Source organism: Funiculus sociatus GB2-C1, assembly GCF_039962115.1.
GTDB lineage: Bacteria > Cyanobacteriota > Cyanobacteriia > Cyanobacteriales > FACHB-T130 > Funiculus > Funiculus sociatus.
In genome coordinates this window covers 45,723-71,120 of record NZ_JAMPKJ010000025.1, presented here as the reverse complement: position 1 = coordinate 71,120, position 25,398 = coordinate 45,723, and the positions used below count along the sequence as shown (strand labels likewise).

At 47.2% G+C, this 25,398-nt stretch carries 21 protein-coding genes; 16 read left to right on the top strand and 5 right to left on the bottom strand.

From position 1 onward, the window contains the following. The first annotated feature begins 164 nt into the window (after positions 1 to 164). Both NDI42_RS13845 and NDI42_RS13840 read left to right on the top strand, forming a co-directional pair. The gene (locus NDI42_RS13845) at positions 165 to 1,610 is read left to right on the top strand and encodes a BCD family MFS transporter (RefSeq protein ID WP_190458793.1); all 1,446 of its coding nucleotides are present in this window, start codon (positions 165 to 167) and stop codon (positions 1,608 to 1,610) included. A gap of 87 nt (positions 1,611 to 1,697) precedes the next feature. After that, complete coding sequence (locus NDI42_RS13840; RefSeq protein WP_190458791.1) at positions 1,698 to 2,504, top strand: inositol monophosphatase family protein; 807 nt, start codon at positions 1,698 to 1,700, stop codon at positions 2,502 to 2,504. A gap of 181 nt (positions 2,505 to 2,685) precedes the next feature. On the opposite strand, the gene NDI42_RS13835 is transcribed toward NDI42_RS13840, so the two are convergent. Then, positions 2,686 to 3,558: a ChaN family lipoprotein gene (locus tag NDI42_RS13835; RefSeq protein WP_190458789.1), complete on the bottom strand. Its 873-nt coding sequence runs from the start codon at positions 3,556 to 3,558 to the stop codon at positions 2,686 to 2,688. Between NDI42_RS13835 and NDI42_RS13830 the strand changes: the two genes are divergently transcribed. After that, positions 3,553 to 3,708 (top strand): hypothetical protein, encoded by a 156-nt coding sequence (locus NDI42_RS13830; protein WP_348231414.1) that lies wholly within the window; start codon positions 3,553 to 3,555, stop codon positions 3,706 to 3,708. The genes NDI42_RS13835 and NDI42_RS13830 overlap by 6 nt on opposite strands. A gap of 17 nt (positions 3,709 to 3,725) precedes the next feature. Here NDI42_RS13830 and NDI42_RS13825 read toward each other — a convergent pair whose 3' ends face one another. Beyond that, positions 3,726 to 4,868, bottom strand: coding sequence for an AAA family ATPase (locus NDI42_RS13825; RefSeq protein WP_190458785.1), 1,143 nt, complete (start codon positions 4,866 to 4,868; stop codon positions 3,726 to 3,728). A gap of 133 nt (positions 4,869 to 5,001) precedes the next feature. Between NDI42_RS13825 and NDI42_RS13820 the strand changes: the two genes are divergently transcribed. Further along, entirely contained in the window at positions 5,002 to 5,187 is a 186-nt protein-coding gene (locus tag NDI42_RS13820) for a hypothetical protein (RefSeq protein ID WP_190458783.1), read from the top strand. A 55-nt stretch (positions 5,188 to 5,242) separates the two neighbouring features. Here the strand turns inward: NDI42_RS13820 and ppsA are convergent, their stop codons facing one another. Together ppsA and gap are read right to left on the bottom strand one after the other, a co-directional pair. Beyond that, positions 5,243 to 7,720, bottom strand: coding sequence for a phosphoenolpyruvate synthase (gene ppsA, locus NDI42_RS13815; RefSeq protein ID WP_190458782.1), 2,478 nt, complete (start codon positions 7,718 to 7,720; stop codon positions 5,243 to 5,245). A 161-nt stretch (positions 7,721 to 7,881) separates the two neighbouring features. Next, positions 7,882 to 8,880, bottom strand: a complete 999-nt coding sequence (gap, locus tag NDI42_RS13810; RefSeq protein ID WP_190458821.1) for a type I glyceraldehyde-3-phosphate dehydrogenase — start codon at positions 8,878 to 8,880, stop codon at positions 7,882 to 7,884. A gap of 412 nt (positions 8,881 to 9,292) precedes the next feature. On the opposite strand from gap, the gene NDI42_RS13805 reads away from it, so the two are divergent. The 7 genes from NDI42_RS13805 (at position 9,293) to NDI42_RS13775 (ending at position 17,298) form a co-directional block, all read left to right on the top strand. Next, positions 9,293 to 9,544, top strand: a complete 252-nt coding sequence (locus tag NDI42_RS13805; protein WP_190458780.1) for a hypothetical protein — start codon at positions 9,293 to 9,295, stop codon at positions 9,542 to 9,544. 171 nt (positions 9,545 to 9,715) lie between these two features. Further along, positions 9,716 to 10,582 (top strand): STAS domain-containing protein, encoded by an 867-nt coding sequence (locus NDI42_RS13800; protein ID WP_190458778.1) that lies wholly within the window; start codon positions 9,716 to 9,718, stop codon positions 10,580 to 10,582. Between the two features lie 16 nt (positions 10,583 to 10,598). Beyond that, a complete protein-coding gene (locus NDI42_RS13795) occupies positions 10,599 to 11,015 on the top strand; it encodes an STAS domain-containing protein (protein WP_190428087.1) in 417 nt (138 codons plus the stop codon). A gap of 4 nt (positions 11,016 to 11,019) precedes the next feature. Continuing rightward, positions 11,020 to 11,400: an anti-sigma regulatory factor gene (locus NDI42_RS13790; RefSeq protein WP_242017801.1), complete on the top strand. Its 381-nt coding sequence runs from the start codon at positions 11,020 to 11,022 to the stop codon at positions 11,398 to 11,400. Between the two features lie 4 nt (positions 11,401 to 11,404). Next, complete coding sequence (locus NDI42_RS13785) at positions 11,405 to 12,439, top strand: ATP-binding SpoIIE family protein phosphatase (RefSeq protein WP_190458773.1); 1,035 nt, start codon at positions 11,405 to 11,407, stop codon at positions 12,437 to 12,439. A gap of 355 nt (positions 12,440 to 12,794) precedes the next feature. After that, a complete protein-coding gene (locus NDI42_RS13780; RefSeq protein WP_190458772.1) occupies positions 12,795 to 14,957 on the top strand; it encodes an ATP-binding protein in 2,163 nt (720 codons plus the stop codon). After that, positions 14,950 to 17,298 (top strand): response regulator, encoded by a 2,349-nt coding sequence (locus tag NDI42_RS13775; protein WP_190458770.1) that lies wholly within the window; start codon positions 14,950 to 14,952, stop codon positions 17,296 to 17,298. The genes NDI42_RS13780 and NDI42_RS13775 overlap by 8 nt, the downstream gene beginning before the upstream one ends. A gap of 31 nt (positions 17,299 to 17,329) precedes the next feature. Here the strand turns inward: NDI42_RS13775 and NDI42_RS13770 are convergent, their stop codons facing one another. Continuing rightward, positions 17,330 to 17,989 (bottom strand): heterocyst differentiation related protein, encoded by a 660-nt coding sequence (locus NDI42_RS13770; RefSeq protein WP_190458768.1) that lies wholly within the window; start codon positions 17,987 to 17,989, stop codon positions 17,330 to 17,332. A 327-nt stretch (positions 17,990 to 18,316) separates the two neighbouring features. On the opposite strand from NDI42_RS13770, the gene NDI42_RS13765 reads away from it, so the two are divergent. The 5 genes from NDI42_RS13765 to NDI42_RS13745 all read left to right on the top strand — a co-directional run bounded on the left by NDI42_RS13765 (position 18,317) and on the right by NDI42_RS13745 (position 25,351). Then, a complete protein-coding gene (locus tag NDI42_RS13765) occupies positions 18,317 to 18,727 on the top strand; it encodes a GFA family protein (protein WP_190458819.1) in 411 nt (136 codons plus the stop codon). 271 nt (positions 18,728 to 18,998) lie between these two features. Continuing rightward, the gene (locus NDI42_RS13760; protein WP_199311368.1) at positions 18,999 to 21,464 is read left to right on the top strand and encodes a CHASE2 domain-containing serine/threonine-protein kinase; all 2,466 of its coding nucleotides are present in this window, start codon (positions 18,999 to 19,001) and stop codon (positions 21,462 to 21,464) included. A gap of 308 nt (positions 21,465 to 21,772) precedes the next feature. Further along, positions 21,773 to 22,897 (top strand): magnesium chelatase ATPase subunit I, encoded by a 1,125-nt coding sequence (gene bchI / locus NDI42_RS13755; RefSeq protein WP_190428100.1) that lies wholly within the window; start codon positions 21,773 to 21,775, stop codon positions 22,895 to 22,897. 137 nt (positions 22,898 to 23,034) lie between these two features. After that, the gene (locus NDI42_RS13750; protein WP_190458766.1) at positions 23,035 to 23,817 is read left to right on the top strand and encodes an ABC transporter ATP-binding protein; all 783 of its coding nucleotides are present in this window, start codon (positions 23,035 to 23,037) and stop codon (positions 23,815 to 23,817) included. 85 nt (positions 23,818 to 23,902) lie between these two features. Next, a complete protein-coding gene (locus NDI42_RS13745; protein ID WP_190458764.1) occupies positions 23,903 to 25,351 on the top strand; it encodes an MlaD family protein in 1,449 nt (482 codons plus the stop codon). Positions 25,352 to 25,398: the final 47 nt, after the last annotated feature.

Sequence of the window (25,398 nt, the reverse complement as noted above, 5' to 3'; positions counted from 1 at the left end):
ATTTTTCAGTTTATCGTTGCAGATAGTTGCTGGGGGCTATGGTGAAATTAAAACAGCGTGATGTGCAACTTTATAGATCAGAACCCCCTTAAAAAGGGCGCTAAGAAAAAATTGCACCGAAGCGTAAAAACAGTAATGCGTGTATTAATTTCCTTTTAAAAAATATGGCAACAGGTGATATAAATTTACAGCCAGATGAGTCGAAACCGCTTGAATCAATCAAGAAAGTGAATTTGTTCACCATGTTCCGACTCGGCTTGTTTCAGATGGGATTGGGGATGATGGCGGTGCTGGCGCTGGGAATCCTGAACCGAGTGATGATTGGGGAACTGGGGATTCCGGCGACAATTGCGGCTGGTACTATTGCGATGCACCAGTTTATCGCCCCAGCGCGGGTGTGGTTTGGGCAGATGTCAGATTCTAAGCCGTTATTTGGTTTCCATCGCACGGGCTATGTGTGGGTAGGGGCGGCGCTGTTTGCGATCGCATCCTTCCTGGCTGTACAAGTAATGTGGCAGCTGGGTAATGTGGTACAAGCTGCTGGGGGTTGGGTATGGACAACTCAAACTTATGGTTGGACTGCGGTACTTGCACTGATTTTCGCGCTTTATGGTTTGGCGCTGAGTATGAGTTCCACTCCCTTTGCAGCGCTGTTGGTGGATGTTTCCGATGAAGATAACCGTTCCAAACTCGTCGGAATTGTTTGGTCTATGCTGATGGTGGGAATTGTTCTGGGGGCAATTATCGGCGGTACTTTGCTCAAAAAAGTTGCCGCAGATGCACCACTTTCGGAATTGCAAGCATCAGTAAATCAGCTGTTTATGATTGTCCCCGTCGCCGTGTTTGGGCTGGCGTTACTGGCGACAGTGGGCGTTGAAAAAAAATATTCCCGCTATACTTCTCGTTCTACTTTAGTAGACCGGGAAGACAAAATTACTCTAGGGAAAGCGCTGCGAGTATTAACTGCTAATCGGCAAACGGGGATATTTTTCACCTTTTTGCTCGTGATGACAATTAGCTTATTTATGCAAGAAGCAGTGATGGAACCCTACGGAGGCGAAGTTTTCGGAATGCAAGTTTCGGAAACTACTAAGTTAAATGCTTACTGGGGAACCGGAACGCTACTTGGGATTAGTATCACTGGATTTTTAATTGTGCCTCGTTTAGGAAAGCAAAAAACAACTAAATTAGGCTGTCTTTTGGTAGCGGCTACTTTTGGATTAATTATCCTGTCCGGATTCACCCACAATCAGAAGTTGTTGCAAGGAGCGCTATTATTATTTGGTTTGGCTTCCGGTGTCACTACAACAGGCGCAGTTAGTTTAATGTTGGATTTGACTGCGGCGGAAACGGCTGGTACATTTATCGGTGCTTGGGGATTATCACAGGCAATGGCCAGGGCAATCGCAACTGTTACAGGTGGTGCTGTATTGGATGTAGGTAAAAGTTTATTTACTACTAACTTGGTGTTAGCCTATGGATTGGTGTTTGCACTGCAAGCAGTGGGAATGGTAGTAGCGGTTGTGTTCCTCTCTCATGTGGATGTCACAGAATTTCGCGACAATGCAAAAGTTGCGATCGCTACTGTCCTCGAAGGTGAATTAGACTGATAAATTGCTAATGGCTAATTGCTAATTGCTAATTGTGAAGATGCCATGAACCATTAGCAATTAGCAATTAGCGATGAACTATTAACTATGAACGATGTTTTTGAGCAGGTTTTAAAGTTTGCGAATGAGACTACCGCTAGAATTGGCAAGCAGCTAATGCAAGATTTTGGGCAAGTGCAAGCTTCCCAAAAAGCTGATGGGAGTCTGGTGACGCAAGCGGATAAGTGGGCGGATCGGGAAATTCGAGAAGCGATCGCTGAAGCTTTTCCCAGCCACGATGTCTTAAGCGAAGAAGCTGAACACACTTTTTATGGTGCCGAATGGTGTTGGGTGATTGACCCCATCGATGGTACAACAAACTTTACACGGGGAATTCCTATTTGGGGAATTTCAATGGGTTTGTTGTATCAAGGTACACCTGTTTTCGGGTACGTACATTTTCCCCCCATCAACCAAACCTTTCACGCCTTTTGGTATAGCGGGGGAGAGAAAAATGGTGCCTTTTTAAACAATCAACCGATTCACACCAGCCCTGACTCTCCCAGCCACAATCACTTTTTCTGCTTGTGTGCCAGAAGTACCTCTGTTTTGCAGAAACCTTTCCCCTGTAAAATTCGGATGCTGGGTGTCACTACCTACAACTTTGTTGCTGTTGCTTCTGGTACTACCCTCGGCGGTGTCGAGTCTACGCCGAAAATTTGGGATATTGCAGCAGTGTGGGTAATTTTACAAGCTGCTGGCGGGGTTTGGGTGTCCCTGAAGGATGAAGCGGTGTTTCCGTTGCAAGAAGGGGAGGATTATGGCGATCGCTCTTTCCCCACTTTAACCGTTGCTCGTCCCGAATTGGTGCCAGTTTTTCAACCCTTGGTGCAATTTTTGGGTAATAAGAAGTAAACGCAAAGGTAGCGTAACAGCGCTACCTTTGCGTTTATCTTTGCGAACTTTTGCGTCTTAATTCCTCCCTCAGTCGCATAATTTCTGCCTTGCTTCCGCCTTCATCTCCGAACTTGATTAACTTACCTCAAACCCCGTGCGGGGGTGACTCCCCAACCTACAATTATTCTTAACTCAGTCTTCACTCAGATGTTACCCAAAAGTAGTCAGCGATCGCTTTGTCACTTGAAGCTTGCATGGCTTCCGATGGATTGAGTAAAATTGAGGATTGGACTATATTATTTGCCAAGCGTCGCGCAACGCGGCTGGGAATACCATAGCCATAAATAATATGAGCTTGTCCAGCCAAAACAATGACTTGATAATCTGGGTTTGCTTTCACAAATTGGGCAATTCCTTCTGCCATCGTTTCATCCCAAAGCACCTGCGCTGTGAAGAAACGCTCAAAGTTTGCACTATTTCCGTGTCCGGCTACTTGATGCTGTTGAAAAGACTCTTGCACCATTTGGCGATATTCGGAATTATCGGTGCGAATTTCATTAAATGGCGGAATGTACTTTCTCTCATCTGGTGTCAGACTTTCTAATCCTTGGCGTGCGACTTTGCGCGTTACTTCGCTGGGAGTATTTAAGGCTAAGACAGGTAAATTATTTTCCTTGGCAAAACTCAGAATCGGGGCATAAGATTCCCACGGGAAACCCCAGCGTTTTTCATATTCGCTTTGTTCTAATAACTGGGTTTGGGTTATTTTTCCAGCCAGATATTGATTGAGTAGACTTTGATAAGGACGCTGGAACATTTCCATTGCGATCGCTATTTTAGAATTTTGCCGATATAGTCGCTGAATAATCTCCAACTGGGCTTTGTGATCTTCAGGATTATCGTGGGTTTCGCCTAAGTAGATGACTTTGGTTTTGGCGAGTTGTTGCAAAACTTCTTCGACAGAGTATTGCTGCTGCTGGGGACGGGAGATTTTTTGGGCATGAGCGGGCAAGGTGCAGAGTAACATAATTAAAAGCGACCAAGCCGAGATGGTAATTGAGTGTTTTTGCATAAAAATATTGTGGCTTGCGATCGCGCACATAGTTGGGAATTGGGGATTGGGGATTGGGGATTGGGGATTGGGGATTGGGGATTGGGGATTGGGGATTGGGGATTGGGAATTGGAAGGACTCTTACCCAGTCCCTAGTACCTAGTACCTAGTACCTAGTCCCTAGTCCCTAGTCCCTAGTCCCCACCCCCAGCCCCCAGTCTCCAGCCCCAAGCCCCCAGTCCCCAATCCTATGCTTTAACCAGAACCCCAGCAAAGGTAAAGCTATCTGGTAGCCGTACTTAGCGCCGTATACCAAACCTTTCTGTTCTAAACTTGCCAAAGCACCTTGGAGAGAGCCACCTCTAGAAAGTTGGTGTTTTTGGATGTATTCGCGGCTGTGCGGGCTATCTGTGGGATCAAGAGCTAAACTTTCTAGTACCCGAACTTGGCTAGAAGGTAGCAGTAAAATCAGTGACTCGAAGGTAATAGATATATCTTCAACTAATGCTAAAGCACTGCGATGGACGTGGTGGGATTGGATTAGTCCTTCTTTCTGGCTTCCGTATAAAACTCGGCAATCCAGCCAAATTCGTCTAGCTAGCGCGATCGCATCCCCTAAATGTCCTTGAACGTAGCTTAAAAATAGCGCTAAACCATCTGCATCAAATTTCAATCCCTGTAAGCTCATTGCTGTCTCAATCCATGCGCTGAGTTCTTGATTAGACAGCGGTGCTAAACAGACAACCTGCAAGTTACTATCTTGTACCCAAGGTTCTCCGACTGTAGCAATTAGCGCATAGCTGACATGAGTATGTATGGCGATTTCTTCACGCAGATAAGCTTCCCATTTGCCATCTCTATCCCAAGACCGGATGTGGGGAAAATTGCGAAAAACCATCACTACGCGGCTATTGACTTTGTTAGCGATCGCTTGCGGTAAGTTCAGCAAAACTTGAAATAGCGACCATTCTCCCTCGTTTGATAGATGCCAAACTAAACGAGTTTGTCCATTCGGCAATTCCTCCAAACTCAGAGGATGTTCTGCAATCCACTGTCCAATTAACGCCAGTTCTTCCGGTGTGGTGAAGGTTGCCATCAAGCTTTCAGCGAACAATTGCAGAAATCGCTTGCCATCAGTGGCTCGCAGACAGTCAATTTCTAGCACTCTAGCTTTCACTTTCTGTGCTGCCCAACGAATAAGCGATCGCCTTCCACTACCAGGAACCCCTGTAATCAGTAAATCGCCATCTATTGAGAGAATTTGGCTGACTTGTTGCAGTTCTTGCTGTCTACCTACTAAATCTTGCGGCACAAACGGGTTTGCAACCATCTTCCTTCACTTTGACACTCACTCTACTTTATAGTTCTATGACCCTCATTCCCATTTTCTCCTTCTCTCGTTTTCTTTCGTTCCCAGGCCAGAGAAGCATTGTAATTTCCTTTCAACTCTATCGGAAATTTCAATGCTAGTTTCCTTGACCGCACTTCCTAAGCCACCGTCATCCGCGACGAGCAAAAATTGCGAATTCCCATCACAAGATTTAGTACCGAGTGACGCAGACTTGCGAATTCAAGCACGAACTTGCAAAGTGATGAATCAGCCCTCACAGGCGAATCGCTTGCTGTTGAGAAAGAAGCCGAACCGCTAATTAACCTCAACATATTAATAAGTGTAGGGTGGACGCAATCTCCACCCTACAAAACTTAAACGCCTTCGACTTTTGCAACCATTAAGAGAGTTTTCAATACAGAATCGGGATTCAAACTCATCGAATCAATCCCCAACTCTACCAAAAACTTAGCAAATTCGGGATAATCGCTGGGAGCTTGACCGCAAATTCCAATTTTGCGATTAGTTTTCTTGGCGGTTTCAATTGCCATCTTCACCATCCGCTTCACAGCTTCGTTGCGTTCATCAAAGATATGCGCTACTAAAGCTGAATCTCGATCTAAACCTAACGTTAACTGTGTCAAATCGTTAGAACCGATGGAGAAACCATCAAAAACTTCGGCAAATTCTTCCGCCATGATTACGTTACTGGGCAACTCGCACATCACGTAAACTTGCAAGCCATTTTTTCCTCGTTCTAAACCATGTTTCGCTATTTCAGCTAATACTTTGCGTCCCTCATCAGGAGTGCGACAGAAAGGAATCATGGGGATAACATTTGTCAAGCCCATTTTATCCCTTACCCGCTTTAACGCCTGACATTCTAAGGCAAAGCCCTCACGATATTTCTCATCATAGTAACGAGATGCTCCCCGCCAACCAATCATCGGGTTTTCTTCTTCGGGTTCAAATTGCTTACCGCCTAAAAGATTGGCGTATTCATTGCTTTTAAAATCGCTCATCCGCACAATTACCGGATTTGGATAAAAAGCGGCAGCAAGTCTGGCTACACCTTGGGCTAATTTATCGACGAAGTATTGCGGTTTGTCTTCATAAGTTACAGTCATTTCCGCAATTTTCGCCTTAGCTTCTTCATCCTCCAATTTGTCGTAATTAATCAAAGCTAAAGGATGCGCTTTGATGTGATTGGCAATGATGAATTCTAATCTTGCTAACCCAACACCATCATTAGGAATACCTGAGAAACTAAATGCTTCTTCCGGATTGCCCACATTCATCATTATTTTGGTGCGAGTGCGGGGCAAATTTTCTAGGGCTACTTCTCGGACTTCGTAGGGCAATAATCCTGAATAAACTCTTCCTTCTTCTCCTTCGGCACAAGAAACTGTCACCTCTTGACCTGTTTTTAAAATATCTGTGCCATTCCCACATCCCACAATTGCCGGAATTCCCATCTCCCGCGCAATAATTGCGGCATGGCAGGTGCGCCCGCCTTTATTAGTAATAATGGCGCTGGCTTTTTTCATTATCGGTTCCCAGTCGGGGTCAGTTTTATCTGTTACTAAAACTTCTCCTGGTTGGAACAGTTCAATTTTCTGGACATCGAGAATTACTCTAGCTTTTCCCTGTCCAATCATTTCCCCAACAGCACGACCTATAACTAAAGGAATTGGTAATTGGGAAGATTTTTCCCCAGCCGCAAGTCCTCTATCCCCTGTCCCCAATTTTAAGTGATAGCTACGTAGGACATTTTTAACTTTTTGGGATTGCACTGTTTCTGGGCGGGCTTGGACGATGAAAAGTTCATCGGTAATACCGTCTTTTGCCCATTCCATGTCCATTGGCGTATACTTGCCGTGAACTTGGCTGTAGTGATCTTCGATTAAACAAGCCCACTTAGCTAGTTGCAAAATTTCGTCGTCATTGATGGCAAATTTTTGCTGTTCGCTCAAAGTGACACGCTCATTTTTGGTGATTTTACATCCACCAACGTCGCAGACTAATTTGAATTCTTTGCTACCCACTCGTTTGTCGATGATTGGGCGAAATCCTTCTTTTAATGTAGGTTTAAAAACTAAATATTCGTCTGGGTTGACTGCCCCTTGAACGATGTTTTCTCCTAATCCGTAAGCGGCGGTGATTAAGGCAGCATTTTTAAATCCGGTTTCGGTGTCTATGGAGAACATGACACCAGAGGAAGCTAAATCTGAACGCACCATTTTTTGAACGCCAACGGAGAGGGCAACATTAAAATGGTCGAAATTTTTGGTGTGACGATAGGAAATTGCCCGGTCGGTGAATATCGAAGCAAAGCATTTATGGCAGGCTTCTAAAACGTCTTTGATGCCGTTAATATTCAGGTAGGTTTCTTGCTGTCCGGCAAAACTGGCATCGGGCAAATCTTCAGCGGTGGCGGATGAACGGACGGCTACATCGGTATCATAACCATATATTTCGCACATCTGGTGATAATAGGACGCGATCGCTTCTTGCAATTCCCTTGGAAACGGCGTTTTTAGAATCAACGACCGGGCTTTTTTCCCCCGTTCCTGCAAATTCTGCACGTCTTCTACATCCAAGTCAGCAAACAGTTCGCGCAACTGCTTTTCTAACCCCGCAGCTTGAATAAAATGGCGGTAAGCATAGGCAGTAGTTGCAAACCCACCGGGAACCCTGACCCCCTGCTTGGTCAGTTGTCGAATCATTTCCCCCAAGGAAGCATTTTTACCACCGACTATTGGGACATCGACAATCCCAACTTCATCAAACCACAGAACCAGCGATCGCTCTTTAGAAAACCGAGAAGTCCTTTCTGTAGCCGCTGTAACCATAGCTTTTTCTCCTCTTGTAGGTTTATTTTAGCTATCGCTACCCCCTAAAGAGGTATATTGCATTACTTCGTAATTTATTTTACAATTTCTTTGGGATCATCGAATTTTCCCTCGTTCCTTGGCTGGGCCAGGGAACGAGGGAAAAGGCTCCAGCCTCTTACCTACACGTAGCTAGTCAAATCTACCAAGCGGTTAGTGTATCCCCACTCGTTGTCGTAATATGCCAGTACCTTAACGAAGTTATCGGCAAGGACGCTAGTCGAAGGTAAATTCACAATAGCCGAACTAGGATCGCCCACGCAGTCGGAAGACACCAAAGGCACCTCACTCACCTTGAGAATTGACTGCATCGAACCGCTGGCATACTTGCGTAAAGCGTCGTTAACTTCCTCCACCGTCACCGATTTTTCCAATACTGCACTCAAGTCTGTGACTGAACCAGTCGCGGTTGGGACGCGCAAAGCCATACCATCAAGTTTCCCTTTCAATTCCGGCAACACCAACGCCACTGCAACTGCTGCGCCAGTAGTCGTGGGGACAATATTCTGCGCTGCGCCGCGTCCCCGCGCCCACTCTTCAGGATGTCCAGTGTCTACTAAACGCTGGTCGGCAGTATAAGCGTGTACCGTAGTCATCAGCGCCTTCTCAATGCCAAATTCATCATTTAAAATTTTGGCGATGGGGGATAAGCAATTGGTGGTACAAGAGGCAGCTGAAATGACATTATCTCGCTCAGCATCATATTTTTCGTGATTAACTCCAAACACGAACGTAGGAACTGCACCTTTAGCAGGGGCGCTGATAATTACCTTTTTCGCTCCCGCTTCTAAGTGCATTCCGGCTTTTTCTGCCGTGCGGAAGATGCCAGTAGACTCGATTACGACATCAATTCCCGATTCTTTCCAGGGAAGGGCGGCGGGATCTCGTTCAGCTAGTAGGTTAATTCGCTTGTCGCCAATTATCAGACTTTTATCGTCATATCCCACTTCGCTCTCGAAGCGTCGATATACGGAGTCGTATTGCAGTAAATATGCTGCTTGGTCTGATTTTAAGGCAACGTCATTGATGGCTACAACTTCCAGATCGCCTTTAGAGGCGGCAATGCGAAAGAAGGCTCGTCCAATTCTGCCAAAACCGTTGATGGCTACACGTTTCATCAGTATCTCCCCCTTAACAACAATTTTTTAGAATCAATTAGCAGTTGGGTAGGTGAACCGAACTATCTAACCTCTCCACTCCAGTCGCCACAATCGGAGAACCCCTGCAAGGCGCTGCCTTCCCAACTCATCAGGTGCAAGGTGCGGGGAGCCAGAATCAGCCTCCCCTTTGCAAAAAAAGATTTGTTGGGCTTCCTCCTAAAAGGAGAAGTTTGGATTGGGAGTTAGGTTTTTATGATGTTTACCTTTGTCCATCTACTTACAAATTAGTTAACTCTTTCATCCCATTTGCTGCTGTAATATTTGCCACTTTTAGGGAATGTTTAAGTTGTATTTAACTATGGAGAAATTAATAAACAATTAATCTTAATTTTCGGAATAATATACAAAATATCTATCAGAATGGGGACGCAATATGTCAGTTTATTTGACTGGATGGCTAAAGAACGATTCAAGATGTTGGGATGATATGAACAACTTCTGGTCTAGCGATCGCTCTCCACAACTCCTGATATTTCATCTGGCAAAATTTGGAAAACTCAAGCTTCCCGTCCCACCATCTACACCACAACGAGCAAAGAAGCGCGATCGCGTGAGTGCAAAGATAATGGTGATGCCTAGTCCATTTGTCCAACCTAAGCCGTATAATAAAATGTTGGCCAAATAGCCTTTTAGAAACTACCCCAGACTGAACAGTTAGCTACTGGTGTCAAGTGTATGCAGCTTGCAACAACTCACGCCAAGCGCCTCCTAGTAAACAGCTCTAGTTAATGTTAGTTATCCTAAAAGCCTAAATACTGCACTTTTTTTAACCCAGTCAGCGGCGGGAGGCGTTGAAATGAACTTGAACGGCAAAAGCAAAATTCCGGCAATTCTCAAAAATTACGAAGCCCAACTGTTGACAGAGTGGCTAAACGAGCAACTAGCTGCTGGTATCCGTAAAGACTTGCTCAGGGAAACAGAACTGCGCGAAGAGTGCAAAGAATTCCTTGACTTGTTTACAAATGCAGTACAGGGAGGTAATTTAACCGACATCCAAACGTCTCAGTGGCGTGGCGTGCGGGATTTGCTGGCTTCGATTTCGCGGTCGCGCTCGATTAAAGGCTTCACCCCATCAGAAACCGCCATCTTTGTTCTTTCCTTTAAGCAGCCTTTATTCAGCCGCTTGCGCCAGGAACTAGCACAGGATGTCGAGACACTTATAGATGAGATTTGGTGTGCCACTAACCTCCTAGATAAGCTAGGACTCTGGACGACGGAAAGCTATCAAAAAGCCCGCCAAGAGGTAATCCTCCGCCAGCAAGAGGAATTGATGGAACTCTCAACGCCAGTCGTAAAACTGTGGGAAGGGATTTTAGCATTGCCCATTATTGGCACCCTCGACAGCGCCCGCACTCAGATTGTCATGGAATCTCTACTAAACAAAATCGTCGAAACGGGTGCAGAAGTTGCCATCATCGATATTACCGGAGTGCCAACCGTAGATACCCTGACAGCACAGCACCTACTAAAAACAGTAACAGCTGCTCGACTGATGGGTGCTGATTGCATCATCAGCGGTATTCGTCCCCAAATCGCTCAAACCATCGTCTACCTAGGCGTGGATCTGGCTGATGTAATTACCAAAGCTACCTTAGCCGATGCCTTTGCTCTAGCCTTGAAGCGAACGGGGGTGGCGTTCGTTCGCTCCCAGACACCCACTTAATAAGCAAGGAGTTGTAATGGAACGCATCCCCATTCTTCAGATGGGCGAATTCCTCCTAGTCACTATTCAGGTGGATATGCACGATCGCCTAGCGATGACCTTGCAGGACGATCTGACAAACCGGATTACCCAGACAAATGCTCGTGGTGTCCTGATCGATATCTCAGCATTGGAAATAGTTGATTCCTTTATTGGGCGGATACTGGGAAACATTGCCAAGATGTCGCAGGTGCTAGATGCACAAACGGTTGTCGTAGGAATGCAGCCAGCAGTCGCCATCACTTTAGTAGAGTTGGGACTTTCCTTAACAGGCGTTCGCACAGCCTTAAATGTTGAGAAGGGAATGACTCTTTTGCAGCGATCGCTACGTAGAGACAGCGGCTATCGCGTCTCCACTCCAAGGGGGTTTCTGGATGGTGATGCACAAGCATGAAACCATGAGCATCAACACTTCGGCAGATGTTGTGCTAGTACGGCAAGCTGTGCGTCAGTTTGCCGTAGAACTGGGTTTTAGCCTGATAGACCAGACTAAAATCGTCACGGCGGCGAGCGAATTAGCACGCAACACCTTGGACTACGGCGGTGGCGGGACAGTCAAACTAGAAGCATTAGATGAAGGAATTCGTCGTGGTCTGCGTTTGACTTTTGAAGATTCGGGGCCAGGGATTCCAAACATCGATCTAGCGCTAAAAGACGGCTTCACCACCGGAGGTGGACTCGGTATGGGCTTAAGCGGGACAAAGCGGCTGGTGAACGAATTTAATATTGTTTCCCACGTCGGCGAAGGCACCTGCGTCACAATAACCAAGTGGAAGTAACTATATGAAAGATCCAGTCGGCTTGCCCATCTTAGAGTTTAGTCAGGCTGGTGAAGCGCGACGGATGGCTTTATCCCTCGCCAGTAGTCTCGGTTTCAACGAAACAGAACGAGGGAAGGTAGGCATTGTTGTCACCGAGATGGCAAATAACCTGGTTCGTCACGCTACCGACGGTCAGTTGCTGCTCCAAGCTGTGGAAAAAAACAACATCGTGGGGATCGAAATCCTAGCGCTGGACAAAGGGCCAGGAATGAGCAATATCAGCGAGTGTTTGCGTGATGGCTATTCTACGGCGGGAACTCCGGGAAATGGCTTAGGCGCGATCGCTCGCCTCTCCACTGTTTTTGATATTCATTCTGTTCCCAGTGTCGGGACAGCCTTATTAAGCCAACTCTGGGCTAGTCCTAACCAAGAATTGCCGCTACGCAGCAATATAGACATAGATATAGATATAGGTGTAGTGTGCTTGCCCAAAATAGGTGAGGAGGTTTCCGGTGATGCTTGGGCAATAGATCGCTGTGGCGATCGCACTCTGTTATTAGTTGCAGATGGTTTAGGTCACGGGCCTCTAGCCGCCGAAGCGTCGTTAGAAGCGGTGAGGATATTTCGAGAGAATGTCTGTCAAAGTCCTAAAGAAATTATTGAAGCAGCTCATGCAGCTTTGCGAAGTACACGGGGAGCAGCAATGGCGATCGCTGAAGTAAACTTTGAAAAACAAGCAGTTTGTTTTGCTGGAGTGGGCAACATTTCTGCCACAGTTCTTTCTCCCAACCAAGAGATAGGACTAGCCCGTTCTTACAGTATGGTTTCCCATAACGGCACTGTCGGGCATGAGGTTCGCAAAATTCAGGAGTTTGTTTATCAGTGGTCTAAAGGGGGGATTTTGATAATGCACTCCGACGGTTTAGGTACGCAGTGGCGTTTAGATCGTTATCCTGGTTTAGCCGCAAAACATCCCAGCCTGCTCGCTGGAGTTCTATACCGGGATTTTACCCGACACCGCGATGATGTCACGGTACTGGTCGCACGGGAAAATTAATAATAACTGTTGGGCGGGCATCTTGTCTGCTATCAAATAAGGTGGGGAAGATGCTTGTTTTACTGAAAAACTATAGCGGTTCTCAGTTGCGTGAAGTACATCAGAATAACCTAACCCCCAACCCCTTCCCTTGTAGGGAAGGGGAGTAAGAATCAAATCTCAAGACAGAGAGCAGAGTGTACCGCATCGAACCGAGAACCGCTATATAGCAATCTTTGCAGGGTTTGTAATAATTGATGAACCGCTCAGCCTACGCTTTAGGCTTAGGAAGAGAAAGGAGAAACAAGAGAGAAAGAGGAGAGACGGAAGGTTTTATAAATGATTTAGGATTGCTATATCTATTAATAAATAACCGATGGCTAAGGAAGAGATAACTATCCTCACTATAGAAATACGCTTTGAACAAGATGTCGTTATGACACGTCAGCGGGTGCGCCAGATTACTGAGTTGTTGGGTTTTGACTCTCAAGATCGGACGCGCATTGCTACTGCGGTTTCTGAAATTGCCCGCAACGCTTTTCAATATGCAAAGGGTGGAAAAATTCAATTTTGGGTGGAAGGCGAATCGCCTCAAATATTCATGGTTTCCATTCGTGACAAAGGGCGGGGTATCCCTAATCTCAAGACTATTCTAGAGGGACAATATACATCGAATACGGGAATGGGGTTAGGCATTATTGGCAGCAAACGACTGATGGATCAGTTTCGCATTGACTCAACCCCTGAGCAAGGAACAGTAGTGGTGATGGGGAAAAATTTGCCTAAACGCAGCCCTATAGTCACCACAAAACGTTTGGGTGAGATTGCTAATGAGTTGATAATGCGATCGCCTGAAAATCCTTATTCGGAAATTCAGCAGCAAAACCAAGAACTGCTTCGCACTCTAGAAGAACTAGAAAAACGTCAAGCCGAGCTAGCTCAGCTCAATCGTGAGCTGGAGGATACTAATCGCGGTGTTGTGGCACTATATGCAGAATTAGACGAAAAAGCTGATTCTTTACAGCGCGCTAATGAACTTAAAACTCGATTTCTCTCGAATATGAGTCACGAGTTTCGCACACCGCTAAACTCTATTTTGTCTCTGTCCCGCCTACTGCTAGATCGGATGGATGGGGAATTGACAGATGAGCAAGAAAAGCAAGTAAGGTTTATCCGCCAATCAGGTGAAGGCCTTTTGGAGTTAGTTAACGACCTTTTGGATCTGGCAAAGATTGAAGCGGGAAAAATTGTTATTCATCCGAATGAGTTTGAGGTGAGCGAGCTTTTCGGCGCTTTAAGAGGGATGCTGCGTCCTCTTCTCGCCTATAATTCTTCAATTTCTCTGATTTTTGAAGAACCCGTTGGTATTCCCACACTCTACACTGATGAAGGCAAAGTTGCTCAGATTCTGAGAAATTTTGTTTCTAATGCAATCAAATATACAGAAAAAGGTGAAGTTCGCATTGCTGCCAAATTGGTTGGTAGAACGGTAGTTTTTTCGGTGGCTGATACCGGAATTGGCATTGCACCGGAGGATAAAAAGCGAATTTTTGAGGAATTTGTCCAGGTAGATTCCGCTTTTCAAAAGCGGGTTAAAGGCACAGGACTTGGACTTTCTCTATCACGGCATTTAACCGAATTGCTGGGCGGCAATGTTTCTTTAACAAGTGAGCTAGGAAAGGGGTCAACGTTCTTTGCTACCATACCGATTAGCTACAATAATTCCGAGTTTGGGGCAGTGGTGCCAGATGTAAACTGGCAGTTAGATCCGTCTCGTTTTCCTGTACTCGTAATAGAGGACAACGAGGAGACATTCTTTACTTACGAGAAGTATTTCCAGGGTTCAAATTATCAGCTTATTCAGGCGCGATCGCTCCAAGAAGCCCAACTTGCTCTTGAGATGTTTAAACCTGTTGCGGTAATATCTGACATATTACTAAAAGAGCAAAATACCTGGAATTTGATTTCAGAAATGAAACAAAATGAAGCAACGCGGGATATCCCCCTGCTCGTGATTACCGTTATCAATAACGATAAAAAAGCGCTAGAATTGGGAGCAGATGCGTTTTTTGTCAAACCAGTAGAGCGATTATTACTATTGGATAACTTTAATAAACTTATTAATAAAAAGAGACAACAGAAAATTTTGATAATTGACGATGACAAAGTATCCCGATATTTACTAAAGCAATTATTAGCTTATGCTAATTTTACAATCCTTGAAGCCGAAAATGGACGCGAAGGTATCCGCTTAGCGGGAGAAGAAAATCCGGATTGCATTTTTCTGGATCTGGCAATGCCACACATGAACGGATTTGAGGTGATAGAACTTCTAAAAAGCGATCGCGCTACTAGCAATATACCGGTAATTATTAATACATCAAAAGTGCTAGAAGAAGAGGAAAAAAGGGATCTTGCCCGGAGGACGGTAGCGATTCTCTCTAAAGATCCATTGCGGGAAGATGCGATCGCCCGAAGTCGGGAAGCACTGCTTAAAGCTGGGCTAGTGCTGGAACCTGGAGAAAAAAATCATGGATGATAGCGTTGTAACTATTCTGCACGTAGACGACAACGAAACCAACCGCTATGTCGTCAGCCGGATGTTAAAACAAGCCGGATTTCTGGTGAAGGAAGCAGCAACAGGCGAAGCTGGTCTGCGAATGGTGGTAGCACAACAACCCGACTTAATAATCCTTGACGTAAAGCTTCCAGATATCGATGGGTTTGAGGTATGTCGCCGGATTAAGGAAAACCCTGAAACGTCCTTTATTCCCGTGTTACATTTATCCGCTAGTTTTGTCAAGAGCCGAGATAAGGCACAGGGATTAGAAGGCGGTGCAGATGGCTACCTAGCCCAACCTGTAGAGCCAATAGAATTGATCGCCACTGTCAAAGCGCTGCTCCGCATCCGAGAAGCTGAGGAATCGGCCCTGGCTTTAGCGAAGGAGTGGCAGACTACCTTTGATGCAATAAGCGACGGTGTTTGTTTACTCGATGCCGAAGGAAAAGTTGTGAGATGTAACAGCGCCATGTGTCAGCTTCTGGAGAAACCCTTCAGCCACATCGAGGGTAGCTTTCACCAGGAACTCCTACAACAAATACTGAGTTCTATCGAGGAGTGTCCCTTTTCTAGCATTCAGCAAACTCAGCGTCGCGAAAGCAGAGAGCTAAAGAACGGTACGCGCTGGTTTGCCATCACCGCAGATCCGATATTTGACCAGAGCAAAGCTTTCACAGGTGCCGTTTACATAGTAGCTGACATCAGCGATCGCAAGTTTGCCGAGGAAGCACAGCGGGTAAGCGAAGAGCGGTTCCACCTGTTGTTGGAAAATGTGAAGGAGTACGCGATTTTCTTTCTCGATACAGAGGCGCGTGTTGTCCGTTGGAGCGCTGGGGCAGAACGCATTTTAGGCTATCAGGAAGCAGAGATCCTGGGACAACATTCTTCAATTATCTTTACCCTAGAAGACCTGGAGCGCGGCGAGGACAAAAAGGAACTCCACACAGCAGAAGCGGAAGGTCGGGCTGAGGATGAGCGCTGGCACGTTCGCCAAGACGGCAGCCGTTTCTGGGCAAGTGGCTTCGTAACACCCTTAAAAGATGAAACTGGGTTGCGAGGCTTTGTCAAAATCATGCGCGACTTCACCGAACGCAAGCAAGCTGAGGACGAACGTGCCCAGCTACTCGCCTCGGAACAGGAAGCACGCGCCGCCGCCGAGGCAGCCAACCGAATGAAGGACGAATTTTTGGCGACACTTTCCCACGAATTGCGATCGCCACTAAATGCCATGCTAGGGTGGCTGCGGCTGCTGAATACTCGAAAGTTTGACGAAGCGACTACTGCTAGAGCTATGGAGACAATTGAACGCTCTGCCAGAGCGCAAGCACAACTGGTTGAGGATTTGCTGGATGTCTCCCGGATTATTCAAGGCAAACTCCGCTTGAGTGTCCGCCCAGTGGAACTGTCCACAGTGATTGAGGCGGCTCTTGATACCGTCCGCCCAGCGGCTGAGGCTAAGGCAATCCGGCTGCAAAGCATACTCGACCCGGCAGCCGGGCCAGTTTCAGGCGACTCAGACCGTTTGCAGCAGGTAATCTGGAACCTGGTATCTAATGCGATTAAGTTTACGCCCAAGGAAGGGAGTGTTCAAGTTAGCCTGGAACGGATTAACTCTCATGTGGAGATTACAATCAGCGATACCGGAGAAGGCATCAACCCCGACTTTGTGCCTTATGTTTTTGAGCGGTTTCGTCAAGCTGATAGCTCTATCACTAGGCAATACAGCGGACTCGGACTAGGTTTAGCGATTGTCCGCAACTTGGTAGAACTGCACGGGGGAACAGTTCGCGCCCACAGCGAAGGCGCGGGGAAGGGAGCGACATTTATTGTCAAACTTCCAGTTATGCCTGTCCGTGTGGAGGCAAGCAATGGGGAGCGGGTACAGCCAGCAGCTGTTGAAAGTGGAGTATCGTTCAATCCGCCCTCGCTGGATGGGTTAAAGGTACTTGTGGTCGATGACAATGCTGATACTCGCCTGTTTCTGACTACGGTACTCGAAGAGTGCAAAGCCCAAGTAAAAGCAGCTGCATCGGTGAGCGAGGCAATGGAGCTGATTAAACAGTCAAAGCCAGATGTTTTAGTCAGTGATATCGGGATGCCTGAAGAAGACGGCTATACTTTGATCACCAAGGTACGAGCGCTATCGCCAGAGCAAGGGGGTCTGATTCCAGCTGCTGCACTAACAGCATACGCTAGGGCTGAGGATCGGACGCGATCGCTTATGTCCGGTTTCCAGATACATTTACCTAAACCTGTGGAACCAGCCGAGTTAGCTGCGGTAGTTGCAAACCTCGCTGGGAGAAGTGGAATTCGGTGCTAATTGCTAATTGCTAAATGTCATTAACCCTTGACTAATACCTGTCATAATCTATCGGGTCATCTCGTCTGCTTTCCAACCGAGGCGGCAGAAACTCAGAACGCCTTCTTTGAGTTACACTTGGCGGATGAGTAGGAATCGGATGAATCACTTGCACTGTCCGGGAATGACGCTGCTGTTGCGAGAACACAACAAAAATTCCTGCAACGACAATGCCACCAAACAAAGTTAAAACGATTCCTCCAAATGCCCAGAGTACACCGGAAAGAATTTGATTATTCGGCTGCCCCGCGGTTGCCAAAGTCGCTGAGTTTACCTGTCCCCCCAGCACATTTGTTTTTGCCTGCGTCGTCAGAGCCTCGATAAGCGTCTGCTGATTCCGCAGTTGAAGTTTCATCTGCTCAGTTTCATTCCGCTGCTGTTCCAGCTGATCTCTGAGACGTTCTGTGTCGTTCTGCTGTCGTAGACAATAGGAAGAAGATTGAGTCTGATCCTGCGGCGCGATCGCGTTAGCAGCAGGAGGAGGCGGCGGCAGCTGCCCGGTCATCGAAGGCTGACCAAGCGGTGGCGGTGGCACCGCAGTATAAGCGGATAGGTTAGTTTGGCCTGCACTACCTCCTGTCTTCAGCAAGACGATAGCCGCAATTCCAGCGAAGGCAGCCCCGGCCAGAAATGCCATACTTTTATCACTCATCGTTCTTGCTTCTTAACTGCAACTTAACCACACACAGAACTGACGCACTCTGACCAACCTCACTTTAACCCGACTTTACTGGCGTTGAACACCGCAACTGAGTATATGGGGTATTGAGCAAATTGTTAACACATCATATCGTTTATGAATACTTCTAATACATTCATGCACCAGAATATTTTAGCTGTCTACTTCAAATTTTTTTACCTAGGCTTTTGCCCACCTACATACTCATCGGTGCTATGCTTGCCACACTAGGCGGTTATCATGTCTTGGGGTCTACCATCGGCATCAAAACCACCGCCATTTAGCCCAAGATTCTGCGAAATGAGCGCATCAGAAGAACTGGTTACTTATGAAGGCGGCTGTCACTGTGGCGCAGTGCGCTTTCGCGTCATAGTGGACGAGCATAAGGCAGATGATTGCAACTGCTCCATCTGTAGAAAGAAGGGTTTTTTACATTTAATCGTGCCACCGGAGCATTTTACCTTACTGTCTGGTGCAGAGGTTTTGACAACCTATACCTTCAACACTGGTATTGCCAAGCACACTTTCTGTCGTGTTTGTGGGATTCACCCATTTTATCGCCCCCGCTCCCATCCCGACTCGATTGATGTCAACGTGCGCTGTTTGGATGGTGATGTCTTGTCTCGTTTTTACATCGTTCCTTTTGATGGCATGAATTGGGAGGAAAACGTACATAAGATTCGCTCTGAAATATCAAAAACCGAGCTATAAATCGGCAAATATCTCAAAAAAAAATTAAAATCAAGCTAAATGGTAGATTAAGTCTGCCAACGATGGGTACTAAAATGCAAGCATGGTCAGGGGCATTGGTTCAAAGAAGCTGTTGAAGGCTCCAAACGTCTGTAGGCAAGCTCTTACCCAACAGCCGTAGCGGTGGGAAAAATTAGCAAGTTCTGACACCGTAAGGGTTCTTTAAGGGTAGGGAACGTTTTAGGCTGACAGCCTTCCTTGGCTTCTAATCTTATAACCTGACATTTATGTAATGGCTCAGCTCTCAAAGCCGAATTTCAGTGGAATGCGATCGCGTCTGGTACGCACAGGTGCCTCAGTATGGAGGCTACCAACAGTTGTAGTGAGTGTGGCAGTCAGTATCTTTGTGGTGGGGGTGCGGCAGCAGGGTCTGCTGGAAACCTTGGAACTGGGTGCTTATGATCAAATGGTGCGGCTGCTACCTGAGAAAGAACCAGACCCCCGGCTGTTGGTGGTGGCTGTCACGGAAGCGGACATCCAAACTTACAAAAAGTACCCAATAACTGATGGCGTGATGCAGCAGTTATTGACAAAATTGCTCTCAAAAAATCCGCGTGCTATCGGGCTAGATATTTATCGCGATTTGCCAGTAGAACCGGGTCATGCGGCATTCTCCAAGCTGATGAGTAGCGATCGCCGCATCGTTCCTGTGTGTGCAGTCAAAGACGGGGAAGCCCCTGGCACGCCACCACCGCCCAAGATTGCCGATGACCGCGCTGGCTTTGCCGATATAGGGAAAACTGATTCTGATGGCGTTATCCGCCGGGGTTTGTTATTTGTCTCTCCATCCGCTCACCAGCCTTGTCCTAACTTTAACTCCTTGGGCTTCCAGCTGGTACAACGTTACTTGGAAAAAGAAGGAATTAAACCAACAGAGAGTGAGGAAGGTTATCTCAAAATAAAAAATGCCGTATTTAAACCGCTAGAAGCCAATGATGGAGGATATATAGGGGAAGATACACGCGGTTATCAAATCCTGCTAAATTACCGCGCCCCCAAATATCCGGCAAAGCAAGTCACAATGTCCCAAGTTCTCAACGGTCAGGTTGACGAAAACTTGGTAAAAGACCGCATCGTTCTCATCGGTGTCACCGCCGCCAGCGTTGATGATGCTTTTTATACTCCTTACAGCGCTGGAGTGACGGGAAACCGCAAAATGCCCGGAGTTGTGATTCATGCCCAGATGGTAAGTCAGATTCTCAGTGCTAGTCTGGATGGCCATCGTCAATTTTGGTTCTGGCCTGAGTGGGGAGAAGCACTTTGGCTGGTAGGCTGGTCTGTAGTCGGCGGACTGGTGGCTTTTCGGCTGCGGCATCCAGGGCATCTGGCACTAGCAGAAGGGGCGTGCTTAGCGGTTTTGTCTGGAACTTGCTGGCTTCTGTTTACTCAGGCGGGATGGGTGCCGCTGGTGCCGCCAGCCTTGGCTTTGGTGATGACTGGTGCTGGGGTGATGGCTTACAATACTCACCAAGCCGAGAAAGAGCATAAAAAGATTGCGCTTTTGGTTCGGGAACAGCAGAACAACCTGCTGGAGATGCAAGCGCTGCTGAAAGAAAAACGGCAGGAGACGTTAGCGACAGGAGCGATCGCTCCTGAACAATCTTGGGCGCTAAAGGATGATGATTCAACAGCGATCGCTCCTGAACAATCTTCGGTCACAGATGATAGTTCGACTGCGGTCTGGGAAGACAATCCAGACGCGACTACCAAAGCCGCCGATCTGCACAACGAGCAATCAAAGCGGCCTCTCTTACCATTGTCCTTAGCCGGACAAATAGGCGATCGCCGGGGTGGTTCCCTACTAGCAGGACGCTACAAAACCGTTCGGGGTTTAGCTTCCGGCGGTTTTGGTCACACATATCTAGCAGAAGATACCAAGCGACCTGGTAATCCCCTGTGTGTAATTAAGCACTTGATGCCTGCTCATCGCGATGAAAAATTCTTGCAACTGGCAAGACGACTGTTTCACACAGAAGCTGAAATTCTAGAACAGTTGGGTCATCATCCTCAAATTCCCCAATTATTAGCTTATTTTGAAGAAAACCAAGAATTTTACTTAGTTGAAGAATTTGTCAAAGGTCATCCGTTGAGCGACGAATTACCAGTAGACAAGCGCCTACCAGAAGCGCAAGTAGCTGAAATACTGTATGGGATTCTGGAAACTTTGGCTTTTATCCATGAAAACTACGTAATCCACCGGGATATCAAACCCAGCAACATTATCCGCCGCGAAAAAGACAATAAACTGTTTTTGATTGACTTTGGAGCGGTTAAACAAATGCAACCCCAAAACCCTAACGAACAGGAAAATCTCACCGTTGCCATTGGTACGAAAGGTTACACGCCGCCTGAGCAATACAAAGGTAAGCCAAACTTCAGTAGCGATATCTACGCTGTTGGCATAATTGGCATTGAGGCGCTGACGGGCATATCTCCCCAAAAGCTTTCAAGTGACGAAACCTGCAACGTCATCTGGCGCGATTTCGCCTCAGTTCAGGAGGAATTTGCCAACATCATCGATAAAATGGTGCGTTACCACTTCCTCGACCGTTACCAGACAACTTTAGAGGTGCTAAACGATTTGAAACGCCTAATAGATTCTGGCACTTTACAACAGTCGGTCATGCCTAGACAAGATTTGGGACTCACAAGTGCGGAGCCAGAAATTAGAAGTACCTCTTCAGGGGTGCCGCGATGAGGGGGATTGGGGACTGGGGATTGGGAATTGGGGGCTGGGTAGCAGAGGGAGCTAGGGGATGACCACTCCATAGTTAATAAAGGGATTGGGGATTGGGGATTGGGTAGCACAGGGAGCTAGGGGATTACCACTCCATAGTTAATAAGGGATTGGGGATTGGGGATTGGGGACTGGGTAGCACAGGGAGCTAGGGGATTAGCACTCCATAGTTGAAAATGTAATCATTTTTAAGTTGTGAATTAGAATTTTTAAGGGATAAAAGTGGCACAATGAAAGTCTGTCAATAACAAGCCCGGAGTAAAAATTCTGTGAGTCCGACTGCCTCAGCGCCTGAAAAAAGAGCAAGCCGTGCGGTTTTTCCTTTCACTGCGATCGTCGGTCAGGAAGAGATGAAACTGGCTTTGCTGCTGAATGTAATTGACCCCAAAATTGGCGGTGTCATGATTATGGGCGATCGCGGCACTGGCAAATCCACCACCATCCGGGCGTTGGCTGACCTATTGCCCGAAATCGAAGTCGTTGCTGATGACCCCTTCAATAGCGATCCCAACGACCCCGACGTGATGAGCGACACCGTGCGCGACCTGGTTGCACAGCAACAGGAAATACCCGTCGCCAAGAAAAAAGTCCAGATGGTTGACCTGCCCCTTGGTGCCACAGAAGACCGCGTTTGCGGCACCATCGACATCGAAAAAGCTTTATCCCAAGGAGTCAGAGCCTTTGAACCTGGACTCCTCGCTAAAGCTAACCGGGGTATTCTCTACGTGGATGAAGTCAACTTACTTGACGACCACCTGGTAGATGTGCTGCTGGACTCAGCAGCTAGTGGCTGGAACACCGTAGAACGGGAAGGCATTTCGATTCGCCACCCTGCCCGGTTTGTGTTGGTGGGTTCCGGCAACCCGGAAGAAGGCGAACTGCGCCCCCAATTGCTCGACCGTTTCGGAATGCACGCTGAAATCCGCACGGTGAAAGAACCAGCGTTGCGAGTGGAAATTGTAGAGCAACGAGCCGAGTTTGACCAAAATCCGCAGCAGTTTCTCGAAAAGTACCAGGACAAGCAACAAGAGTTGCAACAAAAGCTAGTCAGCGCCCAGGAGTTACTACCCTCGGTCAAGATGGAGTACGAACTGCGGGTAAACATTTCCTCTGTTTGCTCAGAATTGGATGTGGATGGTCTGCGGGGTGACATCGTGACCAACAGGGCCGCCAAAGCGATCGCAGCCTTGGAAGGACGCACCGAAGCCACTGTAGACGACATCCGCCGCGTCATTGCCCTTTGTCTACGCCACCGTCTCCGCAAAGACCCCTTAGAGTCGATTGATTCCGGCTACAAGGTAGAAAAGGTCTTCGGGCGTGTCTTCGGACTGGAGATGTCCTCAGAAGAAACTGGCACGGCTACATCGAACGGAGTCCGTCAGGGCGTAAGGTAATGGGATTGGGGATTGGGGATTGGGGATTGGGGATTGGGGATTGGGGATTGGGGATTGGGAAAAAGTCTTATCTAGTCCCTAGCCCCTAGTCTCTAGTCCCCAGCCCCCAGCCCCCAGTCCCCAGCCCCTAACCCTATATGTCTGAACCGCTAATTGAACTAAAGGGAATTTCTAAATCTTTTGGCAGCAGTGTCATCCTAGATCAGGTTAATCTGACGATTTATCAGGGTGATGCGCTGGCAATTATTGGCCCCTCTGGAACTGGGAAATCGACGATTTTGCGAATTATTGCCGGACTGCTGGCTCCCGATGCTGGCGAGATTTATGTCGGGGGGAAGCGTCGTCAGGGTTTAATTGAAGATGCTGAAGATCCGATAAACATTGGCATGGTGTTCCAGCAGGCGGCTTTGTTTGACTCCTTGACAGTGGAAGAAAATGTCGGCTTTCTGCTGTTTGAGCATTCTAAACTAGGGTATCGGCGGATACGAGAACTGGTAGAGGAAAAGTTGGAGATGGTCGGGTTGGGGGGAATGAGCGATCGCTACCCCTCCCAGCTTTCCGGCGGGATGCGGAAGCGAGTCAGTTTCGCTCGTGCTATAATGTCGAATCCAGACAGCTCCCAGGACACGCCAGAAGTTTTACTGTATGATGAGCCTACCGCTGGACTTGACCCCATCGCCTCTACGGTGATAGAAGATTTAGTCCGGCAGTTGCAACGTCAGCAAGGCGGTTGCGGCAGTTACGTGATGGTGACGCACCAAGATAGTACCATTCGCCGCACCTCTGACCGAATTGTGTTTCTCTATCAAGGACAGATACAGTGGTCAGGTGCAACGAGCGAGATTGACACTACAGATGATCCTCTGGTGCGACAATTTTTTAGCGCCAGTGTAACCGGACCAATTCATGTTGTCGGCTAAAATCAATTAAAAATTAAAAATTAAAAATTAAAAATCTGCTTTTTTAATCTTTAGTTTTGCATTTTTAATTTTATGAGGAAGACAGATGCGATCGCGAACAGTTCGAGAAGGCTCCGTCGGTTTGTTAATCCTAGTGTCCCTTTTCTTGTTTGGTGGACTAATCTTTTGGATACGTGACATCAGGTATGGTAAAAAAAGCTACACGGTAATCGCAGAATTTGCCAATGTTGGAGGAATGCAACAAGGCGCTTCCGTCCGCTATCGCGGCGTTAACGTCGGTCAAATTACCGCCATTAACCCTCGCTCTAATGGCGTGGATGTGACAATGGAAATTTCCCCAGCAGACTTGGTAATGCCAAATGAAGTCGTAGTTGAAGCCAATCAATCCGGTCTGTTGAGCGAAACTTCCATCGACATTAATCCCCTCAAGCAGCTCCCCCCTGAAGTTAAAGTTGCGCTGCCACTTGACCCCCAATGCCCGACGGGCCTGATTGTTTGTAACAACGAGCGTGTAAGAGGTCAAATTGGTATTAGTTTCGATGAACTGCTTCGCAGCACTACCCGCATTGCCAATCTGTACAACGACCCAACTTTATTAGCTAACCTGAAAGCAGCCACTAAAAATACCAGCGATGCCGCAGTTGGAGTGGCGCAACTCACTCGCGATTTCTCCGGTTTGAGCGCGACAGTACAACAAGAGATAAAAACCTTCTCAGGTGCTGCCAATGCTGTAACCCGTGCCGCCAACCAAACCAGCGCCCAACTTAATCAAATTGGCGGTACAGCAAATCAATTCGGTTTGGCAGCAAATCAGATTACTAGAACTGCCAATCAATACAGCCTAACTGCCACTCAGTTAAACCAACTGCTTGGCAATGTCAACAGCTTAGTGGTACAAAATCGCTCGACTCTGCTCAGCACTTTAGATAACTTTTCCACCAGCAGCCAGCAACTACGCACTACAGTAAACAGCCTGACAGGACAAGTCAACCAGTTTGGCAATACGCAACTGCGGCGTAATTTAGAAGTTCTTTCGGCCAACGCAGCGCAGGCATCTGTTAATGCGGCGCAGGCATCAGCTAACTTGCGCGACCTTACCACCGCTCTTAATAGTCCAACAAATTTGGTGGTGTTACAACAAACATTGGATTCGGCGCGGACAACTTTTGAAAACGCCCAGAAAATCACATCCGATTTGGACGATCTCACAGGTGATCAAGCTTTCCGTAACAATTTACGAAATTTGGTCAATGGACTCAGCGGTTTGGTGTCTTCAACGGAGCAGCTAGAGCAGCAGGTTCAGATAGCTGAGGTTTTGGAACCAGCAAGAGCGGCGATTAACACGCAAGTTGCCGCCGGAAAAATGAATAAAGACGTTTCTTCATCGTTCTCCTCTAGCCCTTTGACAGATATTAAGGCCCAGAAGCAGTTAAAGTCTAACCCAATTGCTCGACCGAAAGCGATCGCTTTACCCCCTGCCTACTGGCATGAAGAATCAACTCAGCCAGCTGCGGATTTTGAAAAGAAAAAGTGAACTTGCTTTTATTACTCAGGATGAATGACTGTTTCTATCATCCAAAC